This is a genomic window from Streptomyces echinatus (assembly GCF_014203595.1).
Lineage (GTDB): Bacteria > Actinomycetota > Actinomycetes > Streptomycetales > Streptomycetaceae > Streptomyces > Streptomyces echinatus.
In genome coordinates, this window is sequence record NZ_JACHJK010000002.1 from 754,811 (window position 1) to 771,600 (window position 16,790).

The following is a 16,790-nucleotide window of genomic DNA, read 5'->3' on the forward strand; positions in this document are numbered from 1 at the left end:
CGGAGTCGGCGTCAGGCCCCCCGCTCGGTGTTGGCGCACCGGCGGGCCCGTCCCGTTTCCGAGAGGCTTGACCTTGTATCTACACAGCATCCATAACCTTGTAGATACACGAAACCCCGTGCGAGGATCTGTGATCCACGAGAGAGAGCCGTGGCGGAGCAGTCAGCAGAGACGAAGCGGCACACGACCCCCCGGGCCGATCCGGGTGCCGGACCCGCTGTGGCAGGCATACGGGCGTGTGTGAGCGACTGGGCACCGATCGCACGAACGACGTCCTGGACCACATGAAGGCGCGGATCCGCGAACACGGCACCGATGAAGACCGTGCGGATCTTGAGCGGGCCGAGAAGGAAGTCGCCGAGCGCCGCGCCCGCAAGGGCGGCCGGCCGAAGCAGGAACCCCCGGGCCGACAGTTGGGGGTCGGGGCGGCGACGTCTCACACTCGTCTCACAAACCGATGCGCGCACACCCGCCCGACAGCCCGTTGACCTGTAGTTTCCTACGGCTCCTGGATGGTACGGACCCTGTATGGACGGACTGTAAACTCTGGACACGTGACTTCTGCGCCCGCCAAGCCCCGCATCCCGAACGTCCTCGCCGGACGCTACGCCTCGACCGAGCTCGCCACGCTCTGGTCCCCCGAGCAGAAGGTGAAGCTGGAGCGGCAGCTCTGGCTCGCCGTGCTGCGGGCCCAGAAGGACCTCGGCATCGACGTGCCGGACGAGGCGATCGCCGACTACGAGCGCGTCCTCGGCACCGTCGACCTCACCTCGATCGCCGAGCGCGAGAAGGTCACCCGGCACGACGTGAAGGCCCGGATCGAGGAGTTCAACGACCTCGCCGGGCACGAGCACGTGCACAAGGGCATGACCTCCCGTGACCTCACGGAGAACGTCGAGCAGCTGCAGATCCGGCTCTCCCTGGAGCTGGTGCGCGACCGCACGGTGGCCGTCCTCGCCCGCCTCGGCAAGCTCTCGGGCGAGTACGCCGAGCTGGTGATGGCCGGGCGCTCGCACAACGTGGCCGCTCAGGCCACCACCCTCGGCAAGCGTTTCGCGACCGCCGCCGACGAGCTGCTCGTGGCGTACGGCCGCATCGAGGAGCTGCTGGGCCGCTACCCGCTGCGCGGCATCAAGGGCCCGGTGGGCACCGCGCAGGACATGCTCGACCTGCTGGGCGGTGACGCGGCGAAGCTGGCCGACCTGGAGAACCGGATCGCCCGGCATCTGGGCTTCTCCCAGGCCTTCACCTCCGTCGGCCAGGTCTACCCGCGCTCGCTGGACTACGAGGTCGTCACCGCGCTGGTGCAGCTGGCCGCGGCGCCGTCCTCGCTGGCCAAGACGATCCGGCTGATGGCCGGGCACGAGCTGGTCACCGAGGGCTTCAAGCCGGGCCAGGTCGGCTCCTCGGCCATGCCGCACAAGATGAACACCCGCTCCTGCGAGCGCGTCAACGGCCTCATGGTCATCCTGCGCGGCTACGCCTCGATGACCGGCGAGCTGGCGGGCGACCAGTGGAACGAGGGCGACGTGTCCTGCTCGGTGGTGCGCCGGGTTGCGCTGCCGGACGCGTTCTTCGCCCTGGACGGCCTGCTGGAGACCTTCCTGACCGTCCTCGACGAGTTCGGTGCCTTCCCGGCCGTCGTCGCCCGTGAGCTGGACCGCTACCTGCCGTTCCTGGCCACCACCAAGGTGCTGATGGGTGCCGTGCGGGCCGGTGTCGGCCGCGAGGTCGCGCACGAGGCGATCAAGGAGAACGCGGTCGCCACCGCGCTGGCGATGCGCGAGCAGGGCGCCGAGCGCAACGACCTGCTCGACAAGCTCTCCGCCGACGGGCGCCTGCCGCTCGACCGTGAGCAGCTGGCCGCGCTGATGGCCGACAAGCTCTCCTTCACCGGCGCCGCCGCCGACCAGGTCGGCGTGGTCGTCGGCCGGATCGAGGAGATCGTCAAGCGGCACCCGGAGGCCGCCGGCTACACCCCCGGAGCGATCCTCTGACCCGCGCACCGCGCTCTCCCCGCTTCACCCGGGCGGAACTGGAGGCCGCCCGCGACCGTCTCGTCCCGGACGTGGTCGCGGACGGCCTCCGTGTGCTGTTCTGCGGGATCAACCCGGGGCTGATGACGGCGGCCACCGGCCACCACTTCGCCCGCCCCGGCAACCGGTTCTGGCCGGTGCTGCACCTGTCCGGCTTCACACCCCGGTTGCTGAGGCCGGCCGAGCAGGGCGAGCTGCTGTCGTACGGGCTCGGCATCACCAATGTGGTGGCACGGGCGACCGCGCGGGCGGACGAGCTGACCGCCGAGGAGTACGTCGAGGGCGGGCGGCTGCTGGCCGGGAAGGTGACGCGGCTGCGGCCGGGGTGGCTGGCGGTCGTCGGCGTGACCGCGTACCGCGCGGCCTTCGCCGACCGCACGGCCCGGGTCGGCCCGCAGGAGCGGACGATCGGGGACACCCGGGTGTGGGTGCTGCCCAATCCCAGCGGCCTGAACGCGCACTGGACGGCGGCCACGATGGCGGAGGAGTTCGCCCGGCTGCGGGAGGCGGCGGGCGCGGCCGGTCACGGCGGGTCGGACTCCGTCACTATGCCGAGCAGCTGAAAGGGCAGCTCCTTGTCCCACTGGGAGACGCCGAGGGCGACCCAGCGGCCCGCCTCCGGCACCCGCCAGAGCCGGACGTCCGGGACGTGACCGCTGAGCCCGGCCCAGGGTTCCGCGAGGGCCTCGCCCGCCATGCCGCGGTGGAGCACGCTGTACAGGCTGAAGTGCAGCGACGGCCCCCACCGCGCGCCGAGCCGCTCCGCGAGAGCGTCCCGGTCGGCGTCGTACTGCGCCTCGGTCTCCTCCCGTTCGCCGTCGTGGACGTCCCAGAAGTCCTGGCTGGTCTGTAATGCGGCTATGTGATAGCCGGGCCCGCTCTCGCCGTGCTCCGTCCTGCCGTACGCGGCCGGGAACTCCCGGGCGCACAGCAGGTCGATGAGGGTCAGACACTTCGCGATGTCCATGAGATCCAGTAAAGCGGGCACCACTGACAAGTGGCGGCCTGTCAGACGTCCCTGCGCCGCAGGCTCCAGGCACCGGCGAGCAGGGCCGCCGCCGCCCACAGCGCGGTCACCGCGAGCCCGCTCCACGGGCCCAGGGTGCCGTCCCAGCCGCTGTGCAGGGCCACTTGGCCGGCCCGGTCGGGGAGGAAGTCGGCGACTCCGCCGGACAGGTCGCCGACGACGAAGGACACGATCAGCAGGAACGGGATCAGCACCGAGAGGGTCGCCATCCCGCTGCGCAGCACGGTCGCGAGTCCGGCGGCGAACAGGGCCATCAGCGTCAGGTGCACGCCGCAGCCGACGGCGCCGCGCAGTCCCGCGGACCAGCCGGGCGCGGACGCGCCGAGGACCGACCGGCCCACCAGGAGCGTGACGAAACCGGTGAGCAGCCCGACGGCCAGCGCCGGCAGCGCGATCGCCGTCGCCTTCGCGACGAACCAGCGCCCCCGGTCGGGCACCGCGGACAGCGTCAGGCGCAGCGCGCCGCCCCGGAACTCGGACGCGACCGCCGTCGTACCGAAGGCGATGGCCGCGACCTGCCCGAAGTTGATGCCGAAGAACACCGAGAACAGCGGGTCGGAGTCGTCGGCGTCGGTGGCGGCGAGCGCCGAGAACGCGGCGGTGGCGACGAGGATCGCGGCGAGGGCGCCCAGCAGGGAGCGCAGGGTCCGGATCTTGATCCACTCGGCGTGGAGCGCGGGTGCGAACGACATGGTCAGGCCTCCTGGGGCGGTGCGGTGAACTCGGTCTCGGACGCCGTCAGATCGAGGTAGGCCTCCTCCAAGGTGGCTTCCCGGGTGGCGAGTTCCAGGACGGGGACGCCCGCCTCGGACATCAGCCGGCCGAGGTCGTCCACGCGCGTGTGCCGCACGATCCAGGTCCCGGCCTCGTCCCGGGAGGCGTCATGGCCGTGCCGGGCCAGGAGGTCGGAGAGGGCGGCGGGGTCGGTGGTGCGGATGCGGACGTGGGGCCGCACGCGCGCGTGGATGAATTCCCGCACCGGTGTGTCGGCGAGCAGCCGGCCCCGGCCGAGGATCAGCAGGTGGTCGGCGAACGCGGCGGTCTCGCCCATGAGGTGGCTGGAGACCAGGACCGTGCGGCCCTCCGCGGCGAGCCGCCGCAGCAGCGCCCGGATCCAGATGATGCCTTCGGGGTCGAGGCCGTTGGCGGGTTCGTCGAGCAGGACGACCTCGGGGTCGCCGAGCAGGGCGGCGGCGATGCCGAGCCGCTGCCGCATGCCGAGGGAGTACGTCCGCACCCGGCGCCGCGCCACGGCGGCCAGGCCCGTCTCCTCCAGGACGGTGTCGACCCGGCGGGCCGGGACGCGGTTGCTCGCGGCGAGGGCCAGCAGATGGTCGCGGGCGGTGCGGGAGCCGTGCGCGGCGCCGGCGTCGAGGAGGGCGCCCACCCGGCGCAGGGGTTCGCGGAGCCGCGGGTACGCCTCGCCGCCGATGGTGGCGGTGCCGGCGGTGGGCCGGTCGAGGCCGAGGAGGAGACGGAAGGTCGTGGACTTGCCGGCGCCGTTGGGGCCGAGGAATCCGGTGACGCGGCCGGGCCGGACGCTGAAGTCGAGGCCGTCCACGACGCGCCGTCCGCCGTACTCCTTGGTGAGCTCTCGTACGTCGATGCTGGTCATGGCAGACAGCCTGGCCGGGCACGGGCGCCCGTTCCTCCCCCGCCGGTGGAGATCGTCTCCCCCGTGCGGGGGAGGGTCGTTGTCGGTGCCGCCTGCGACGATGAGGGCCATGGTCCGCCTTCTGCGCCCGCTGCTGCGCGGGACGACGTACACGCGTCTGCTGCATCTGTGGGTGCCGATGCTGGTGGTCAGCGTCTGGCTCTTCGTGATGCCGTCGACCCCCTGGGTGCCCGCGCTGTTCCTCGTCCCGCTCGGTCTCCTGCCCGCGGTGCGCAGGGGCGAGGGCGTGCAGGCGCGGCAGCTGCTCACGCCCGGCGAGACGGAGCCGGGCATCTCCGAGGGCCGGTCGGCGTCCTGGCGGGACCGGCTGCGCACGGTGCTCTGGCTGGAGCTGCGGATGCTCCTCGGCGGAGCGACGGTGTTCGCCACGGTGTGGCTGCCCGTCACCGCCGTCGAACTGGCCCGGTGCGCCTGGGGAGGCGCGCCGTCCGGGGTGCCGCTGCTCGACCGGCTGCCCCCGGGCCGTGCCTGGGCCCTGCTGACACCGCTCCCGCTGCTCGCCCTGTACGGCGTGGTGGTCGGGCTCGGCGAACTGATCACCGCCGGCGCGCGCCGGCTGCTGGGGCCGAGCGCGGCCGAGCGGCTGGCCGCGCTGGAGGAGCGCACCGAGCAGCTGCTGGAACGCACCAGGATCGCGAGGGAGTTGCACGACTCCATCGGGCATGCGCTGACGGTGGCGGTGGTGCAGGCGGGCGCGGCGCGGGCGGCCGGCGATCCGGCGTTCACCGACCGGGCGCTGGACGCCATCGAGGAGACCGGCCGGGCCGCGCTGGCGGACCTGGAGCGCGTGCTGGGTGTCCTGCGGGAGGCCGAGCGGCCGGTGAGCGCGCGGCCCACGCTGGCCGACGCCGGCCGGCTGCTGGAGTCGGCCCGGGCCTCCGGCGCGAAGGTCGACGCCGAGGTGACGGGTCCGGTCGAGGCCGTGCCGGGCCCGGTGTCCCGCGAGGGCTACCGCATCCTCCAGGAGGCGCTCACCAATGTGCTGCGGCACGCCGGGGCGGTGCCCGTGCGGGTCCGGGTCACGGTCACCGGCGGCACGCTCGCGCTGGAGGTCCGCAACCCGCTGCCGGGGGCGGCGCCGGGCCCCGGCCGGGGCAGCGGTCTGCGCGGCATACGGGAGCGGGCCGCGCTGCTCGGCGGCACCGCCAGGACCGGCCCGGACGACGGCGACTGGCAGGTGCGCGCGGAGCTGCCGGCCGGTTGATCTAGGCTGGCCGGATGCCGGTCACCGTACTCCTCGTCGACGACGAACCCCTGGTCCGCGCGGGTCTGCGGGCGGTGTTGGAGGCGCAGCCCGACATCACGGTGGTGGGCGAGGCGGCCGACGGCGCGGCGGTCATCCCGCTCGTCCGGCAACTGCGGCCGGACGTGGTCGCCATGGACGTGCGGATGCCCCTGATGGACGGTATCGAGGCCACGCGCGCGGTGCTGCGCACGGTGGCCGAGCCGCCGAAGATCCTCGTGGTGACCACCTTCGAGGACGACGAGTACGTGTACGAGGCGCTGCGCGCGGGCGCCGACGGGTTCCTGCTGAAGCGGGCCCGGCCGGCCGAGATCGTGCACGCGGTGCGGCTGGTCGCGGAGGGCGAGTCGCTGCTGTTCCCGGCCTCCGTACGGCGCCTCGCCGCCCGGTACGGCGACGGTGACCGGCCGGCGCGGGCCGTGCTGGAGCGGGCCCGGCTGACCGAGCGGGAGGCGGAGGTGCTGCGGCTGATGGCGCGGGGGCTGTCGAACGCGGAGATCGCCGCCGGGCTGATCGTCGGGGCGGAGACGGTGAAGTCACATGTGAGCGCCGTTCTGGCCAAGCTCGGCGCGCGGGACCGTACCCAGGCGGTGATCGCGGCCTACGAGTCGGGTTTCGTGGAGCCGCGCTGAGCCGGGGGGCGGCCCAGGGACGGAACCCGGCACTCGCCGGGGTGGGCCGGGCCGAGTACGATCCGGCCAACACGCCCGCGAGCTGGGAGGACGGACGGTGGGCCAGCTGACCGGTGGCGATCCCTCGCTGCTGCGGAGGATCAATTCCGCGGTGGTGCTGCACGCGTTGCGTGCCACGGACTGCGCGACGCTCACCGAGATCACCCGTGTCACCGGACTGTCCCGGCCGACCGTCGAAGGCGTCGTCGAGGGGCTCATCGAGGGTGGCCTCGTCGTGGAGGCGGCGGCCGACGAGGGCGGCACCCGCCGGCAGGGGCGGCCCGCGCGGCGGTTCCGGTTCCGGGCCGAGGCGGGGCATCTGTTGGGCCTGGAGATCGGGCCGCACCGGGTCGCCGCGCTGCTGTCCGACCTGGACGGCCGGGTGCTGGGTGCGCAGGCCAAGCAGGTCGACGAGGCGGCCCCGGCGGACGAGCGGCTCGACCGGCTGCGCGGCGCGGTGGCCGAGCTGCTGCGCCGGGCCGGGGTCGCGCGCAGCTCGTTGCGGGCGGTGGGCGTGGGCACGCCGGGCATCGTGGAGGTGGACGGCACGGTCCGGCTGAGCACGGCCCTGCCGGAGTGGACGGGCCTGCGGCTGGGTGAGCGGCTCAGCCGTTCCTTCAGGTGTCCGGTGCTGGTGGAGAACGACGCGAACGCGGCGGCGGTGGCCGAGCACTGGAAGGGTGCGGCGGCCGGGACGGACGACGTGGTGTTCGTGCTGGCCGGGCTGAGTCCGGGGGCCGGTTCACTGATCGGCGGGCGGCTGCACCGGGGCTTCGGCGGGGCGGCCGGGGAGATCGGCGCGCTGCATCTGCTGGGCCGGGGGGCGACTCCGGAGGCGCTGCTGTCGACCACCGACGAGCCGCTGCATCCGCTGGACGAGCAGGCGGTGGCGGAGGTGTTCGCGCTGGCGCGGAAGGGGGACCAGCGGGCGCTGGCCGCCGTCGAGCGGTTCATCCAGCGGCTCGTGCACGACGTGGCCGCGCTGGTGCTGGCGCTCGATCCGGAGCTGGTCGTGGTCGGGGGCTGGGCGGCCGGACTGGACGGTGTGCTGGAGCCGTTGCGCCGCGAACTGGCGCGTTACTGTCTGCGGCCGCCGAAGGTGACGCTGTCCCTGCTGGGGGAGGCGGCCGTGGCCACGGGGGCGCTGCGCTTGGCCTTGGACCATGTCGAGGAGCAGTTGTTCGCGGTCGACGGCACGGTGACGCGGCGCTGAGCGTTGCGGGGTGGTCGGTGCCGGGTGCGATTGTTGGTGCCGGGTGCGATTGTCGTGCCTGGTGCGGTTGTTGAGGCGGGTGCGGCTGGGTTGTGGCTGGTCGGGCAGTTCCCCGCGCCCCTGGGGGGTTAGCCCCGAGGTTGGTTGTGAAGGGGGGCCTTGCCGGGGGCGGTTGTTGGGGCGGTGCGGGTCGGCGGTGGCTGGTCGCGCAGTTCCCCGCGCCCCTGGGGAGTTGGCCCCGAGGTTGGTTGTGAAGGGGGGCCTTGCCGGGGGCGGTTGTTGGGGCGGTGCGGGTCGCTTTGTGGCTGGTCGCGCAGTTCCCCGCGCCCCTGGGGGGTTAGCCCCGAGGTTGGTTGTGAAGGGGGGCCTTGCCGGGGGCGGTTGTTGGGGCGGTGCGGGTCGCTTTGTGGCTGGGCGCGCAGTTCCCCGCGCCCCTGGGGGCCCCGAGGTTGGCTTGAGGGGTGGGGGGGGGTGCCCCGGAGGGGGGTCCGGGGCAGCCGTGGTCAGGAGGCCTGGCGTTCCGGGTCGTGGTGTATTTCCACGCCCGCCGAGTCGCCGAAGGTCAGCCGGCAGGTGTCGGCGCGGTAGGTCGCCACCGAGAGCGCCGCGGTGCGGCCCTGGGCGAAGAAGCGGGTGGTGACGACCAGGACGGGCGAGCCGGGCAGCCGGTCGAGTTCCCTGGCGTCCTCGGCGCGCGCGGAGCCCAGCTCGACCGCGCGGTCCTCCCCCTCCAGCGACAGGTGCTGCAGTTCCCGCAGGATCGCACGCGCGCGTGCCGCGCCGGACGGGGCGTCGATCGCGGTCAGGCCCGGCACCGAGGCCGCCGGGATGTAGAGCAGTTCGGTCGCGACCTGCTGGCCGTGGGACATGCGGGAGCGTCGGACGGTGTGGACGAGGTCGTCCGCGCCGGTCTCCAGGGCCGCGGCGACGGCGGCGGGCGGCGTCGCCTGGACACCGTCGACGGGCTGCCAGGCGTCACCGGCGGCCCCGGGCCAGGCGTGCTGTTCCGTGCCGACGGCCACACCCACGCGCGGGGGCGCGACGGTCGTGCCGACCCCGCGGCGGCGCTGCAGCCGTCCCTCCAGCTCCAGTTGTTCGAGAGCCTGACGGAGCGTGGCGCGGGCCACGCCGAAGCGGGCGGCGAGCTCACGTTCGTTGGGCAGGATCTCACCGACCGAGAACTCGGAGTCCAGTGCCTCGCTCAGCACGGTCTTGAGATGCCAGTACTTCGGTTCCGGTACCGATTCCAGCTGCGTGGTCCCCACCCTGTCCTCCGCAAGAGCCGTGGTCCGGCGGTTTTTAGCGCCCTTGTTTATTAAAGGTTGTTGCACTTCTCTGCGACCATAGGGCGGCCGTCACCCTTGGTCAAGACCAATCCTCGGTCCCGTGGCGGACGCACGGGCGACGGGCAGCGGAGCGTTCACGAGGCGTTCGCGCGCGACGGTGTGTGTGACATCGCGGCAAAGCCCCCGTCGTACGACGGGGGCCCGCGGCGGATGATCCGGCTCAGAGACCGGCGAGGTTCCGGCTCAGAGACCGGCGAGGTACCGGAGCTTGTCCGGGTTGCGCAGGACGTACACGGCCGTGACGCGGTCGTCGGCGATGTCCAGCTGGAACAGGCTGTCGGGCTTGCCACCGGACAGGAGCAGCACGGCCGGCCCGCCGTTGACCTCCAGGACGCTCAGGGACAGGTCGGCCGGGACCGAGCGGGCGGCGGCGCCGACGAGGAAGCGGCCGACCTTGTCGGCGGTGTGCAGCGTGCGCACCGGCGCCTTGGCCTTGCCGCCGCTGTCGCCGACCAGGCGGACGTCCAGGGCGAGCATGGACATCAGTCCCTCCAGGTCGCCCTCGGCCACGGCGGCGAGCAGACGTTCGGTCAGGTCCCGGCGCCGGGCGGGATCCACCTCGTACCGGGGCCGCCCTTCCGCCACGTGTCGGCGGGCCCGCCCGGCGAGCTGCCGTACCGCCGGCTCGCCCCGGTCGAGCAGCGCGGCGATCTCGGCGTACGGGTAGCCGAAGGCCTCCCTGAGCACGAAGACCGCCCGCTCCAGCGGGGAGAGGGACTCAAGGACGACCAGGACGGCCACGGAGACCGTGTCGGCGAGCACGGCCCGCTCCTCGGTGTCCGGCGCGGTGTCGGCGAACTCGGTGAGGTACGGCTCCGGCAGCCACGGCCCGACGTACGTCTCGCCGCGCGCCTGCACCTGGCGCAGCCGGTCGATGGCCAGCCGGGTGGTGATGCGCACCAGGTAGGCGCGCGGTTCGCGGACCTCCGCGCGGTCGGCCTGGTACCAGCGCAGCCAGGCGTCCTGGACCACGTCCTCGGCGTCGGCGACCCGGCCGAGCATGCGGTACGCGACCCCCATGAGCAGGGGACGGTGTTCTTCGAAGACGTCGGTGGCGGAGTCGGCGATCACGGGTCCATCCCATCCGACACGCCTGCCGGTGTCCACTGGGAATGCCGGGTCCCGGGTGCGGTCCGGATCACAATGACCGCGGACCGCCGGCGGGCGGCGGCCGGCGACGTCGAGGTGGGCGATGCGGTACGCAGTGCTGGGCACGGGCGAGGTGGGCCGCACCCTGGCCGGCCGGCTGCTGGAGCTGGGGCACGAGGTGACCCTCGGGTCCCGCACCCGGGACAATCCGGTGGCGGTGGAGTGGGCCACGGCGGAGGCGGGCCGGGCCCACGCGGGGACGTTCGCGGAGGCGGCAGCGGCGGGCGAGGTGGTCGTCAACGCGGTGGGCGGACGGGTGGCGCTCGACGCGCTGGAGGCGGCGGGCGCGGAGCACCTGGCGGGCAAGGTTCTGGTGGACGTGTCGAATCCGCTGGCTTTCGAGGACGGTGCGCCGCTGCTGGACCCGGTCGGGTCGGACAGCGTGGGCGAGCGGATCCAGCGGGCGTTCCCGGGCGCGCGCGTGGTGAAGACGCTGAACACCGTCAACTGCCGGGTGATGGTGGATCCGGGGCGGGTGCCCGGCGAGCACCAGGTGTTCGTGTGCGGGGCGGACGCCAGGGCCAAGGAGCAGGTGACGGCGCTGCTCGGGGAGTTCGGCTGGCCCGCCGGACGGGTGCTGGACCTGGGCGGCATCCGGGCGGCGCGGGCGATGGAGATGTATCTGCCGCTCTGGCTCACCCTGTTCGAGCGCTTCGGGGACGCGGACTTCAACATCGAGGTGCGCCGGTCGGATTGAGTGCCGTGCGGGGGCGGCGCCGGGGGCTACCGGTCGGTAGTAATTGCTGACAAGCTGTCTACGGCGTCCGTCAGCAGCCCAGCCGAGGAGCACTCCATGTCCGCCACCGTCTCCTTCAAGGTCCCCACCCCGCACGGCACGAGCGACGTGAGTGTGTCGTACACGCGCGTGGGCCGCGGCGAACCGCTGGTCCTGCTGCACGGCATCGGCCACCATCTGCAGGCCTGGGACCCGGTCGTGGACATCGTGGCCACCGAGCGCGAGGTGATAGCCGTCGACCTGCCGGGCTTCGGCGCGTCCCCGGGGCTCCCGGACGGCCTGGCGTACGACCTGCCCACCACGAACTCCGTGCTGGGCGCCCTGTTCGAGGCGCTGGAGCTGGACCGCCCGCACGTCGTCGGCAACTCGCTGGGCGGCCTGCTCGCGCTGGAGCTGGGCCGGGAGAAGCTCGCACGGTCCGTCACCGCCTTCTCCCCCGCCGGCTTCTGGACGGAGGCCGAGCGGCAGTACGCCTTCACGGTGCTGCGCGCGATGCGGGGCATCGCCCGGCGGTTGCCGGAGCCGCTGGTGCGGCAGCTGTCCCGCACGGCGGCCGGCCGTACCGCGCTGACCAGCACCATCTACGCCCGCCCCGGGCGCCGTTCACCGGATGCCGTGGTCGCCGAGACGCTCGCGCTCGTCGCGGCCGCCGGCTTCGAGGCGACCCTGCGGGCGGGCGGCACCGTCCGGTTCACCGACGAACTGCCGGGGCTGCCGGTCACGGTGGCCTGGGGCAGCCGGGACCGGCTCCTCCTGCGCCGCCAGGGTGTCCGCGCCAAGCAGCTCATCCCGCACGCCCGGCTGATCCGGCTGCCCGGCTGCGGCCATGTCCCGATGAACGACGACCCGGCGCTGGTCGCCCGGGTCATCCTGGACGGCACCAGCTGAGGAGCCGGTCCGGCGGGCCGGCCGGAGCGCCGCATCGGGCGGTTGTTCACTTGCGGTTCGCGTGCGTGCCGCTGGGGCCCAGTAGGTGTGGCTCCGCACACCGGCCGGATCCCGTCCCTGGAGGCGCAGTCATGTCACACCGTCCGTTGCCCGGCCGCCGCAGCGTTCTGCGCGGCTCCCTCGCCGCGTCGGCGGCCCTGACCCTGCCCGTCGGCCTCGGCGCGGCCCCGGCGTTCGCCCGCTCCGGACGTCCGCGGGCGGGCTGGGGTGTGCAGGCCGGTGACGTGACCGCCGACTCCGGCCTGGTATGGGTGCGTTCGGACCGGCCGGCCCGGATGATCGTGGAGACCTCCGCCACCGAGTCGTTCCGCAACCCGCGCAGCTGGCGCGGACCGCTGCTGGGCGCCGGGACGGACTTCACCGGCACCACCCGGCTGCACGGACTGCCGTCCGGCGAGCAGATCCACTACCGCGTCCTCCTCGCCGACCCGGACGACCCGCGCCGCACCGGGGAGCCCGTGACCGGCACCTTCCGCACGGTCTCCCGGCACCGCCGGGACGGCGTGCGCTTCCTGTGGTCGGGCGACCTGGCCGGCCAGGGCTGGGGCATCAACCCCGACCTGGGCGGCTACCGCATCTACGACGCCATGGCGAAGCTGGACCCGGACTTCTTCCTGTGCAGCGGCGACAACATCTACGCCGACGGCCCCATCACCGCCACCCAGGCGCTGCCCGACGGCACAACCTGGCGGAACATCACCACCGAGGAGAAGTCGAAGGTCGCCGAGACCCTCGCCGAGTACCGGGGCAACTTCCGCTACAACCTGCTTGACGAGAACCTGCGCCGGTTCAACGCCCAGGTGCCCTCGATCGTCCAGTGGGACGACCATGAGGTGCGCAACAACTGGTACCCGGGCGAGGTCGTCGCCACCTCCGACACCCGCTACACCGAGAAGAGCATCGACGTCCTCGCCGCGCGCGCCCGGCGGGCGTTCACCGAGTACTTCCCCCTCTCCACGGCGCGGCCCGGCGCCGAGGAGGGCCGCGTCCACCGGGTGCTGCGCCATGGCCCGCTGCTGGACGTGTTCGTGCTCGACATGCGGACCTACCGCAACGCCAACTCGGCCGACGACCAGACCGTCGACCCGCGGGGCATCCTCGGCCGGGAGCAGCTGGAGTGGCTCAAGCGGGAGCTGGCCCGGTCCCGTGCGGTGTGGAAGGTGATCGCCGCCGATATGCCGCTCGGCCTCGTCGTACCGGACGCGACGGAGAACAGGCCGAACTTCGAGGCGGTGGCCCAGGGCGACCCGGGCGCGCCGCTCGGCCGTGAGCTGCAGATCGCCGAGCTGCTGCGGTTCATCAAGCACCGGCGGATCACCGGCACGCTGTGGCTGACGGCGGACGTGCACCACACCTCGGCCCAGCACTACCAGCCGTCCCGGGCCGCGTTCACCGACTTCGAGCCGTTCTGGGAGTTCGTCTCCGGGCCCCTCAACGCCGGCGCCTTCCCGGCCAGCGCGCTGGAGGGCACCTTCGGCCCGGAGCGGGTGTTCGTGAAGGCGCCGACCGCGTCCAACGTCTCCCCCGCGGGCGGTTACCAGTTCTTCGGCGAGGTCGACATCGACGGGGACAGCGGCGAGCTGACGGTACGGCTGCGCGAGCAGGACGGCACGGTCCTGTTCACGCGGACGCTGCAGCCGGGCCGGGTCGGCCAGTAGCGGACAACCGGTCGGTCGGCCGGCCGTGGAAAAACCAATAAATAGGACGGAGCATGCTTTACCCATCGGTCACAAACAGTTCGTGATCACGCAACACCGTTCCTTCACAGTGGCTGTATGACTCCGAACATGTCTCATGTGACCCGGGCGAGGCACGGACGGCCCGTGCACCACTGGCGGCGGGACGTCGTCGAGCTCGCCGCGCTCTTCACGGCCGTGGCCGTCGCCGACGCGGTGGCGAACACGGTCGGGCACGGGCCCGACGGCCCGGCCCTGCTGGTGATCTCGGCGATCGCGCTGGCCGCGACGGCGGCGTTCCACGTGTGGTGGTCACGCCGCCACGGACACGCACCGCCGGTGAGCGATACCGGTGCCCGGACGGCCGCCGGAACGCGGCCGGCCGGGCTCCCCGGGCAGACCACCACCGACGCCGTCGCCGGCGCGCTGTGGCGGATGCGGACGACCGTGAAGGACGAGCCGGGCTCCCTGGCCGCCCTGTGCTCGGTGCTGGCCGAGCGGCGAGTGGACATCCTGAGCCTGCAGGCGCACCCGCTGGCCGACGGCACGGTGGACGAGTTCCTGCTGCGGGCGCCGGGCGCGCTGACGGCGGCCGAGATCACCCGGGCGGTCGCGCTGGCCGGGGGCACGTCCACGTGGATCGAGCGGGCCGACGCCCATGACCTGGTCGACGCGCCGACCCGGGTGCTCGGCCTGGCGGCGCGCACTGCTCTGGACTCCGCGGAACTCCCGCTGGCCCTGCGCCAGTTGCTGGGCCGCTGCACGATCCGGTCGCTGCCCGGCACGCCGGCCGGCGGAGGTCCGGGGCCGCGGCCGGTGCCGGTCGAGGGCGTCCTGGAGGACACCGTGATGCGGCTGCCGGCGCCGGAGGGCGGTGTGCTCACCGTGGAGCGGCCGTACCTGCCGTTCACCCCGACCGAGTTCGCCCGGGCGCGGGCGCTGGTGGAGCTGGACAGCCGGCTCGGCCCGCGCATTCCCGGCGGCCAGGACGTGCTGACCCTTCCCGAGGGCAACGACATCGCCGTGCGCCGGGTGGACACCGGGGACCTGGCAGCGGCCCGGGCGATGCACGAGCGGTGCTCGCCGCGCACCCTCGCACTGCGCTACCACGGCCCGGTCGGCGACGCGGACCGTTATCTGAACCACCTGCTCAGCCCCCGCTTCGGCCGGACCCTGGCCGCGCAGACCGCCTCCGGGCGGATCGTCGGCCTCGGGCATCTGCTGTGGGACGGTGACGAGACGGAGGTCGCGCTGCTGGTCGAGGACGAGTGGCAGCAGCGGGGCATCGGCGGTGAACTGCTCGGCCGGCTGGTGGCGCTGGCGGTGGAGGCCGGCTGCGAGAGCGTGTACGCCGTGACCAAGGCGTCCAACACCGGCATGGTCGCCGCGATGCGGGGCCTCGGGCTGCCGCTGGACTACCAGATCGAGGAGGGGACGCTGGTCATCACGGCCCGGCTGAACTCCGTACCGGACGCGCCCCGGCCCCCGTACGACACCGCGCGGCAGCGCCTCGGCGACCCGGCCCGGCGGGACTGACACCGGCCACGCGGCCCGGCGGGGCGGTGCGCCCACCAAGAGCGCACCGCCTCCCCCGACGACTCCCCGACCGCCACCGCCGACACTCGCTCACCCGCGACGGGCACGCCGACGCCGACCGGCACCGCTCACCCCCGACGGGCACGCCGACGCCGACCGGCACCGCTCCCGCCGGCCCGGCCTCGTCGGCCCCCCCCGGCCCGGACCTCGACGCCCCGCCTCCACTGACGGCACACCGACCGCCTCCGCCCCCACCCCCCTCAACCAGGCGAACACCACACGGCGGCCGGACCTCAGTGCACCGCCTCGCGCAGGGGGACCGGTGTCAGGGCGGGCTCTCCCAGGGCCTGGTCCAGATCGGCCCACAGGTCGTCCACGTCCTCCAGGCCCACCGACAGGCGCAGCAACCGGTCGCTCACGCCCGCCCCGCGCCGGTCCTCGGCGTCCACGATGCGGTGGCTGATGGACGCGGGATGCTGGATGAGCGTGTCGACGCTGCCCAGGCTCACCGCGGGGGTGACGAGCCGGACCCGGGAGATCAGCTCATGCGGATCGCCGTGCACCTCGAAGGCGATCATCGCGCCGCCGAGCCGCGGATAGCGCACCCGGGCCACGCGCGGGTCGGCGGCCAGCCGGCGGGCCAGCTCGGCGGCGTTCGCCGAGGCGGCCCGCACCCGCACCGGCAGCGTCGCGAGACCGCGCAGCAGCAGATAGCCCGCCAGCGGATGCAGCACACCGCCGGTGGCGAACCGTATCTGCCGCAGCCGGCCGGCGAACTCCTCGTCGCAGGCCACCACCCCGGCCATCACGTCGCCGTGCCCGCCGAGGTACTTGGTGGCGCTGTGCAGCACCAGCCGGGCACCCTGACCGGCCGGGCGCTGCAGCACGGGCGTGGCGAACGTGTTGTCGGCGAGCAGCGGAACCGACCCGCAGGCGTGGGCGATGGCCCGCAGATCGAGTTCGGCGAGGGTCGGGTTGGCCGGGGACTCGACCATCACCAGGCCGGTGTCCGGGCGCAGCGCGTCACCGATGCCCGCCGGGTCCGTCCAGGTGACCTCCGTACCGAGGAGCCCGGCGGTCAGCAGATGGTCGCTGCAGCCGTACAGCGGCCGTACCGCGACGACATGGCGCAGCCCCATGGCGGACCGGGCCAGCAGGACGGCGCTGAGCGCGGCCATGCCGCTGGCGAAGGCGACCGCGGACTCGGTGCCCTCAAGCCGGGCGAGCGCGGTCTCGAAGCGGGCGACGGTCGGGTTGCCGAGGCGGGCGTAGACGGGCGGCCCCACCGGGTCGGCGCCGTCGGTGGCGAAGGCGTCGATGCGGGCGGCCTCGGCCCGGCTGTCGTAGGAGGGGTAGGTGGTGGACAGGTCGATCGGCGGGGCGTGCAGACCCTGGCGGGCGAGGTCGTCGCGGCCGGCGTGCACGGCCTCGGTGGCCAGGGCTCTCGATGCGGCGCGTACGTCGTCGTAGGCGCCGGTGCTCGCTGTGTCCATGGCCGGAAGGGTGAACATCGAACGGTTCCCGGGAATCGAAC

General features: G+C 73.7%; 15 protein-coding genes. 9 read left to right on the forward strand and 6 right to left on the reverse strand.

Translation table 11 applies throughout. From position 1 onward, the window contains the following. Positions 1–554: 554 nt before the first annotated feature. Complete coding sequence (gene purB / locus FHS34_RS07980) at positions 555–1,997, forward strand: adenylosuccinate lyase (RefSeq protein ID WP_184962585.1); 1,443 nt, start codon at positions 555–557, stop codon at positions 1,995–1,997. A 71-nt stretch (positions 1,998–2,068) separates the two neighbouring features. After that, positions 2,069–2,599, forward strand: coding sequence for a G/U mismatch-specific DNA glycosylase (gene mug, locus FHS34_RS07985; protein ID WP_225817701.1), 531 nt, complete (start codon positions 2,069–2,071; stop codon positions 2,597–2,599). Here mug and FHS34_RS07990 read toward each other — a convergent pair. Genes FHS34_RS07990 through FHS34_RS08000 form a run of 3 tightly spaced genes read right to left on the reverse strand, consistent with a single transcriptional unit; the run spans position 2,560 to position 4,678 of the window. Then, the gene (locus FHS34_RS07990; RefSeq protein WP_184962587.1) at positions 2,560–3,003 is read right to left on the reverse strand and encodes a hypothetical protein; all 444 of its coding nucleotides are present in this window, start codon (positions 3,001–3,003) and stop codon (positions 2,560–2,562) included. The genes mug and FHS34_RS07990 overlap by 40 nt on opposite strands. A 41-nt stretch (positions 3,004–3,044) precedes the next feature. Beyond that, the gene (locus FHS34_RS07995; RefSeq protein WP_184962589.1) at positions 3,045–3,755 is read right to left on the reverse strand and encodes an ABC-2 transporter permease family protein; all 711 of its coding nucleotides are present in this window, start codon (positions 3,753–3,755) and stop codon (positions 3,045–3,047) included. Between the two features lie 2 nt (positions 3,756–3,757). Further along, on the reverse strand, positions 3,758–4,678 hold the full coding sequence (locus tag FHS34_RS08000; protein WP_184962591.1) for an ATP-binding cassette domain-containing protein: 921 nt from the start codon (positions 4,676–4,678) through the stop codon (positions 3,758–3,760). 109 nt (positions 4,679–4,787) lie between these two features. Between FHS34_RS08000 and FHS34_RS08005 the strand changes: the two genes are divergently transcribed. From FHS34_RS08005 to FHS34_RS08015, 3 genes are all read left to right on the forward strand, one after another. Further along, the gene (locus FHS34_RS08005; protein WP_184962593.1) at positions 4,788–5,942 is read left to right on the forward strand and encodes a sensor histidine kinase; all 1,155 of its coding nucleotides are present in this window, start codon (positions 4,788–4,790) and stop codon (positions 5,940–5,942) included. A gap of 14 nt (positions 5,943–5,956) precedes the next feature. Beyond that, complete coding sequence (locus FHS34_RS08010; RefSeq protein ID WP_184962595.1) at positions 5,957–6,613, forward strand: response regulator; 657 nt, start codon at positions 5,957–5,959, stop codon at positions 6,611–6,613. Between the two features lie 97 nt (positions 6,614–6,710). Then, positions 6,711–7,865: an ROK family transcriptional regulator gene (locus FHS34_RS08015; protein WP_184962597.1), complete on the forward strand. Its 1,155-nt coding sequence runs from the start codon at positions 6,711–6,713 to the stop codon at positions 7,863–7,865. Positions 7,866–8,368: 503 nt separating this feature from the next. Here the strand turns inward: FHS34_RS08015 and FHS34_RS08020 are convergent. Next, on the reverse strand, positions 8,369–9,130 hold the full coding sequence (locus tag FHS34_RS08020; RefSeq protein WP_184962599.1) for a GntR family transcriptional regulator: 762 nt from the start codon (positions 9,128–9,130) through the stop codon (positions 8,369–8,371). A 264-nt stretch (positions 9,131–9,394) separates the two neighbouring features. After that, positions 9,395–10,282: an RNA polymerase sigma-70 factor gene (locus tag FHS34_RS08025; protein ID WP_184962601.1), complete on the reverse strand. Its 888-nt coding sequence runs from the start codon at positions 10,280–10,282 to the stop codon at positions 9,395–9,397. Positions 10,283–10,403: 121 nt separating this feature from the next. Here FHS34_RS08025 and FHS34_RS08030 point away from each other — a divergent pair, with 121 nt between their 5' ends. The 4 genes from FHS34_RS08030 to FHS34_RS08045 all read left to right on the forward strand — a co-directional run bounded on the left by FHS34_RS08030 (position 10,404) and on the right by FHS34_RS08045 (position 15,256). After that, positions 10,404–11,057 (forward strand): NADPH-dependent F420 reductase, encoded by a 654-nt coding sequence (locus FHS34_RS08030; protein WP_184962603.1) that lies wholly within the window; start codon positions 10,404–10,406, stop codon positions 11,055–11,057. A gap of 96 nt (positions 11,058–11,153) precedes the next feature. After that, entirely contained in the window at positions 11,154–11,984 is an 831-nt protein-coding gene (locus tag FHS34_RS08035; RefSeq protein ID WP_184962605.1) for an alpha/beta fold hydrolase, read from the forward strand. A gap of 131 nt (positions 11,985–12,115) precedes the next feature. Further along, positions 12,116–13,702, forward strand: coding sequence for an alkaline phosphatase D family protein (locus tag FHS34_RS08040; RefSeq protein WP_184962607.1), 1,587 nt, complete (start codon positions 12,116–12,118; stop codon positions 13,700–13,702). 129 nt (positions 13,703–13,831) lie between these two features. Beyond that, a complete protein-coding gene (locus FHS34_RS08045) occupies positions 13,832–15,256 on the forward strand; it encodes a GNAT family N-acetyltransferase (RefSeq protein ID WP_184962609.1) in 1,425 nt (474 codons plus the stop codon). Positions 15,257–15,549: 293 nt separating this feature from the next. Here the strand turns inward: FHS34_RS08045 and FHS34_RS08050 are convergent, their stop codons facing one another. Then, on the reverse strand, positions 15,550–16,749 hold the full coding sequence (locus FHS34_RS08050; protein WP_184962611.1) for a trans-sulfuration enzyme family protein: 1,200 nt from the start codon (positions 16,747–16,749) through the stop codon (positions 15,550–15,552). Positions 16,750–16,790 lie beyond the last annotated feature (41 nt).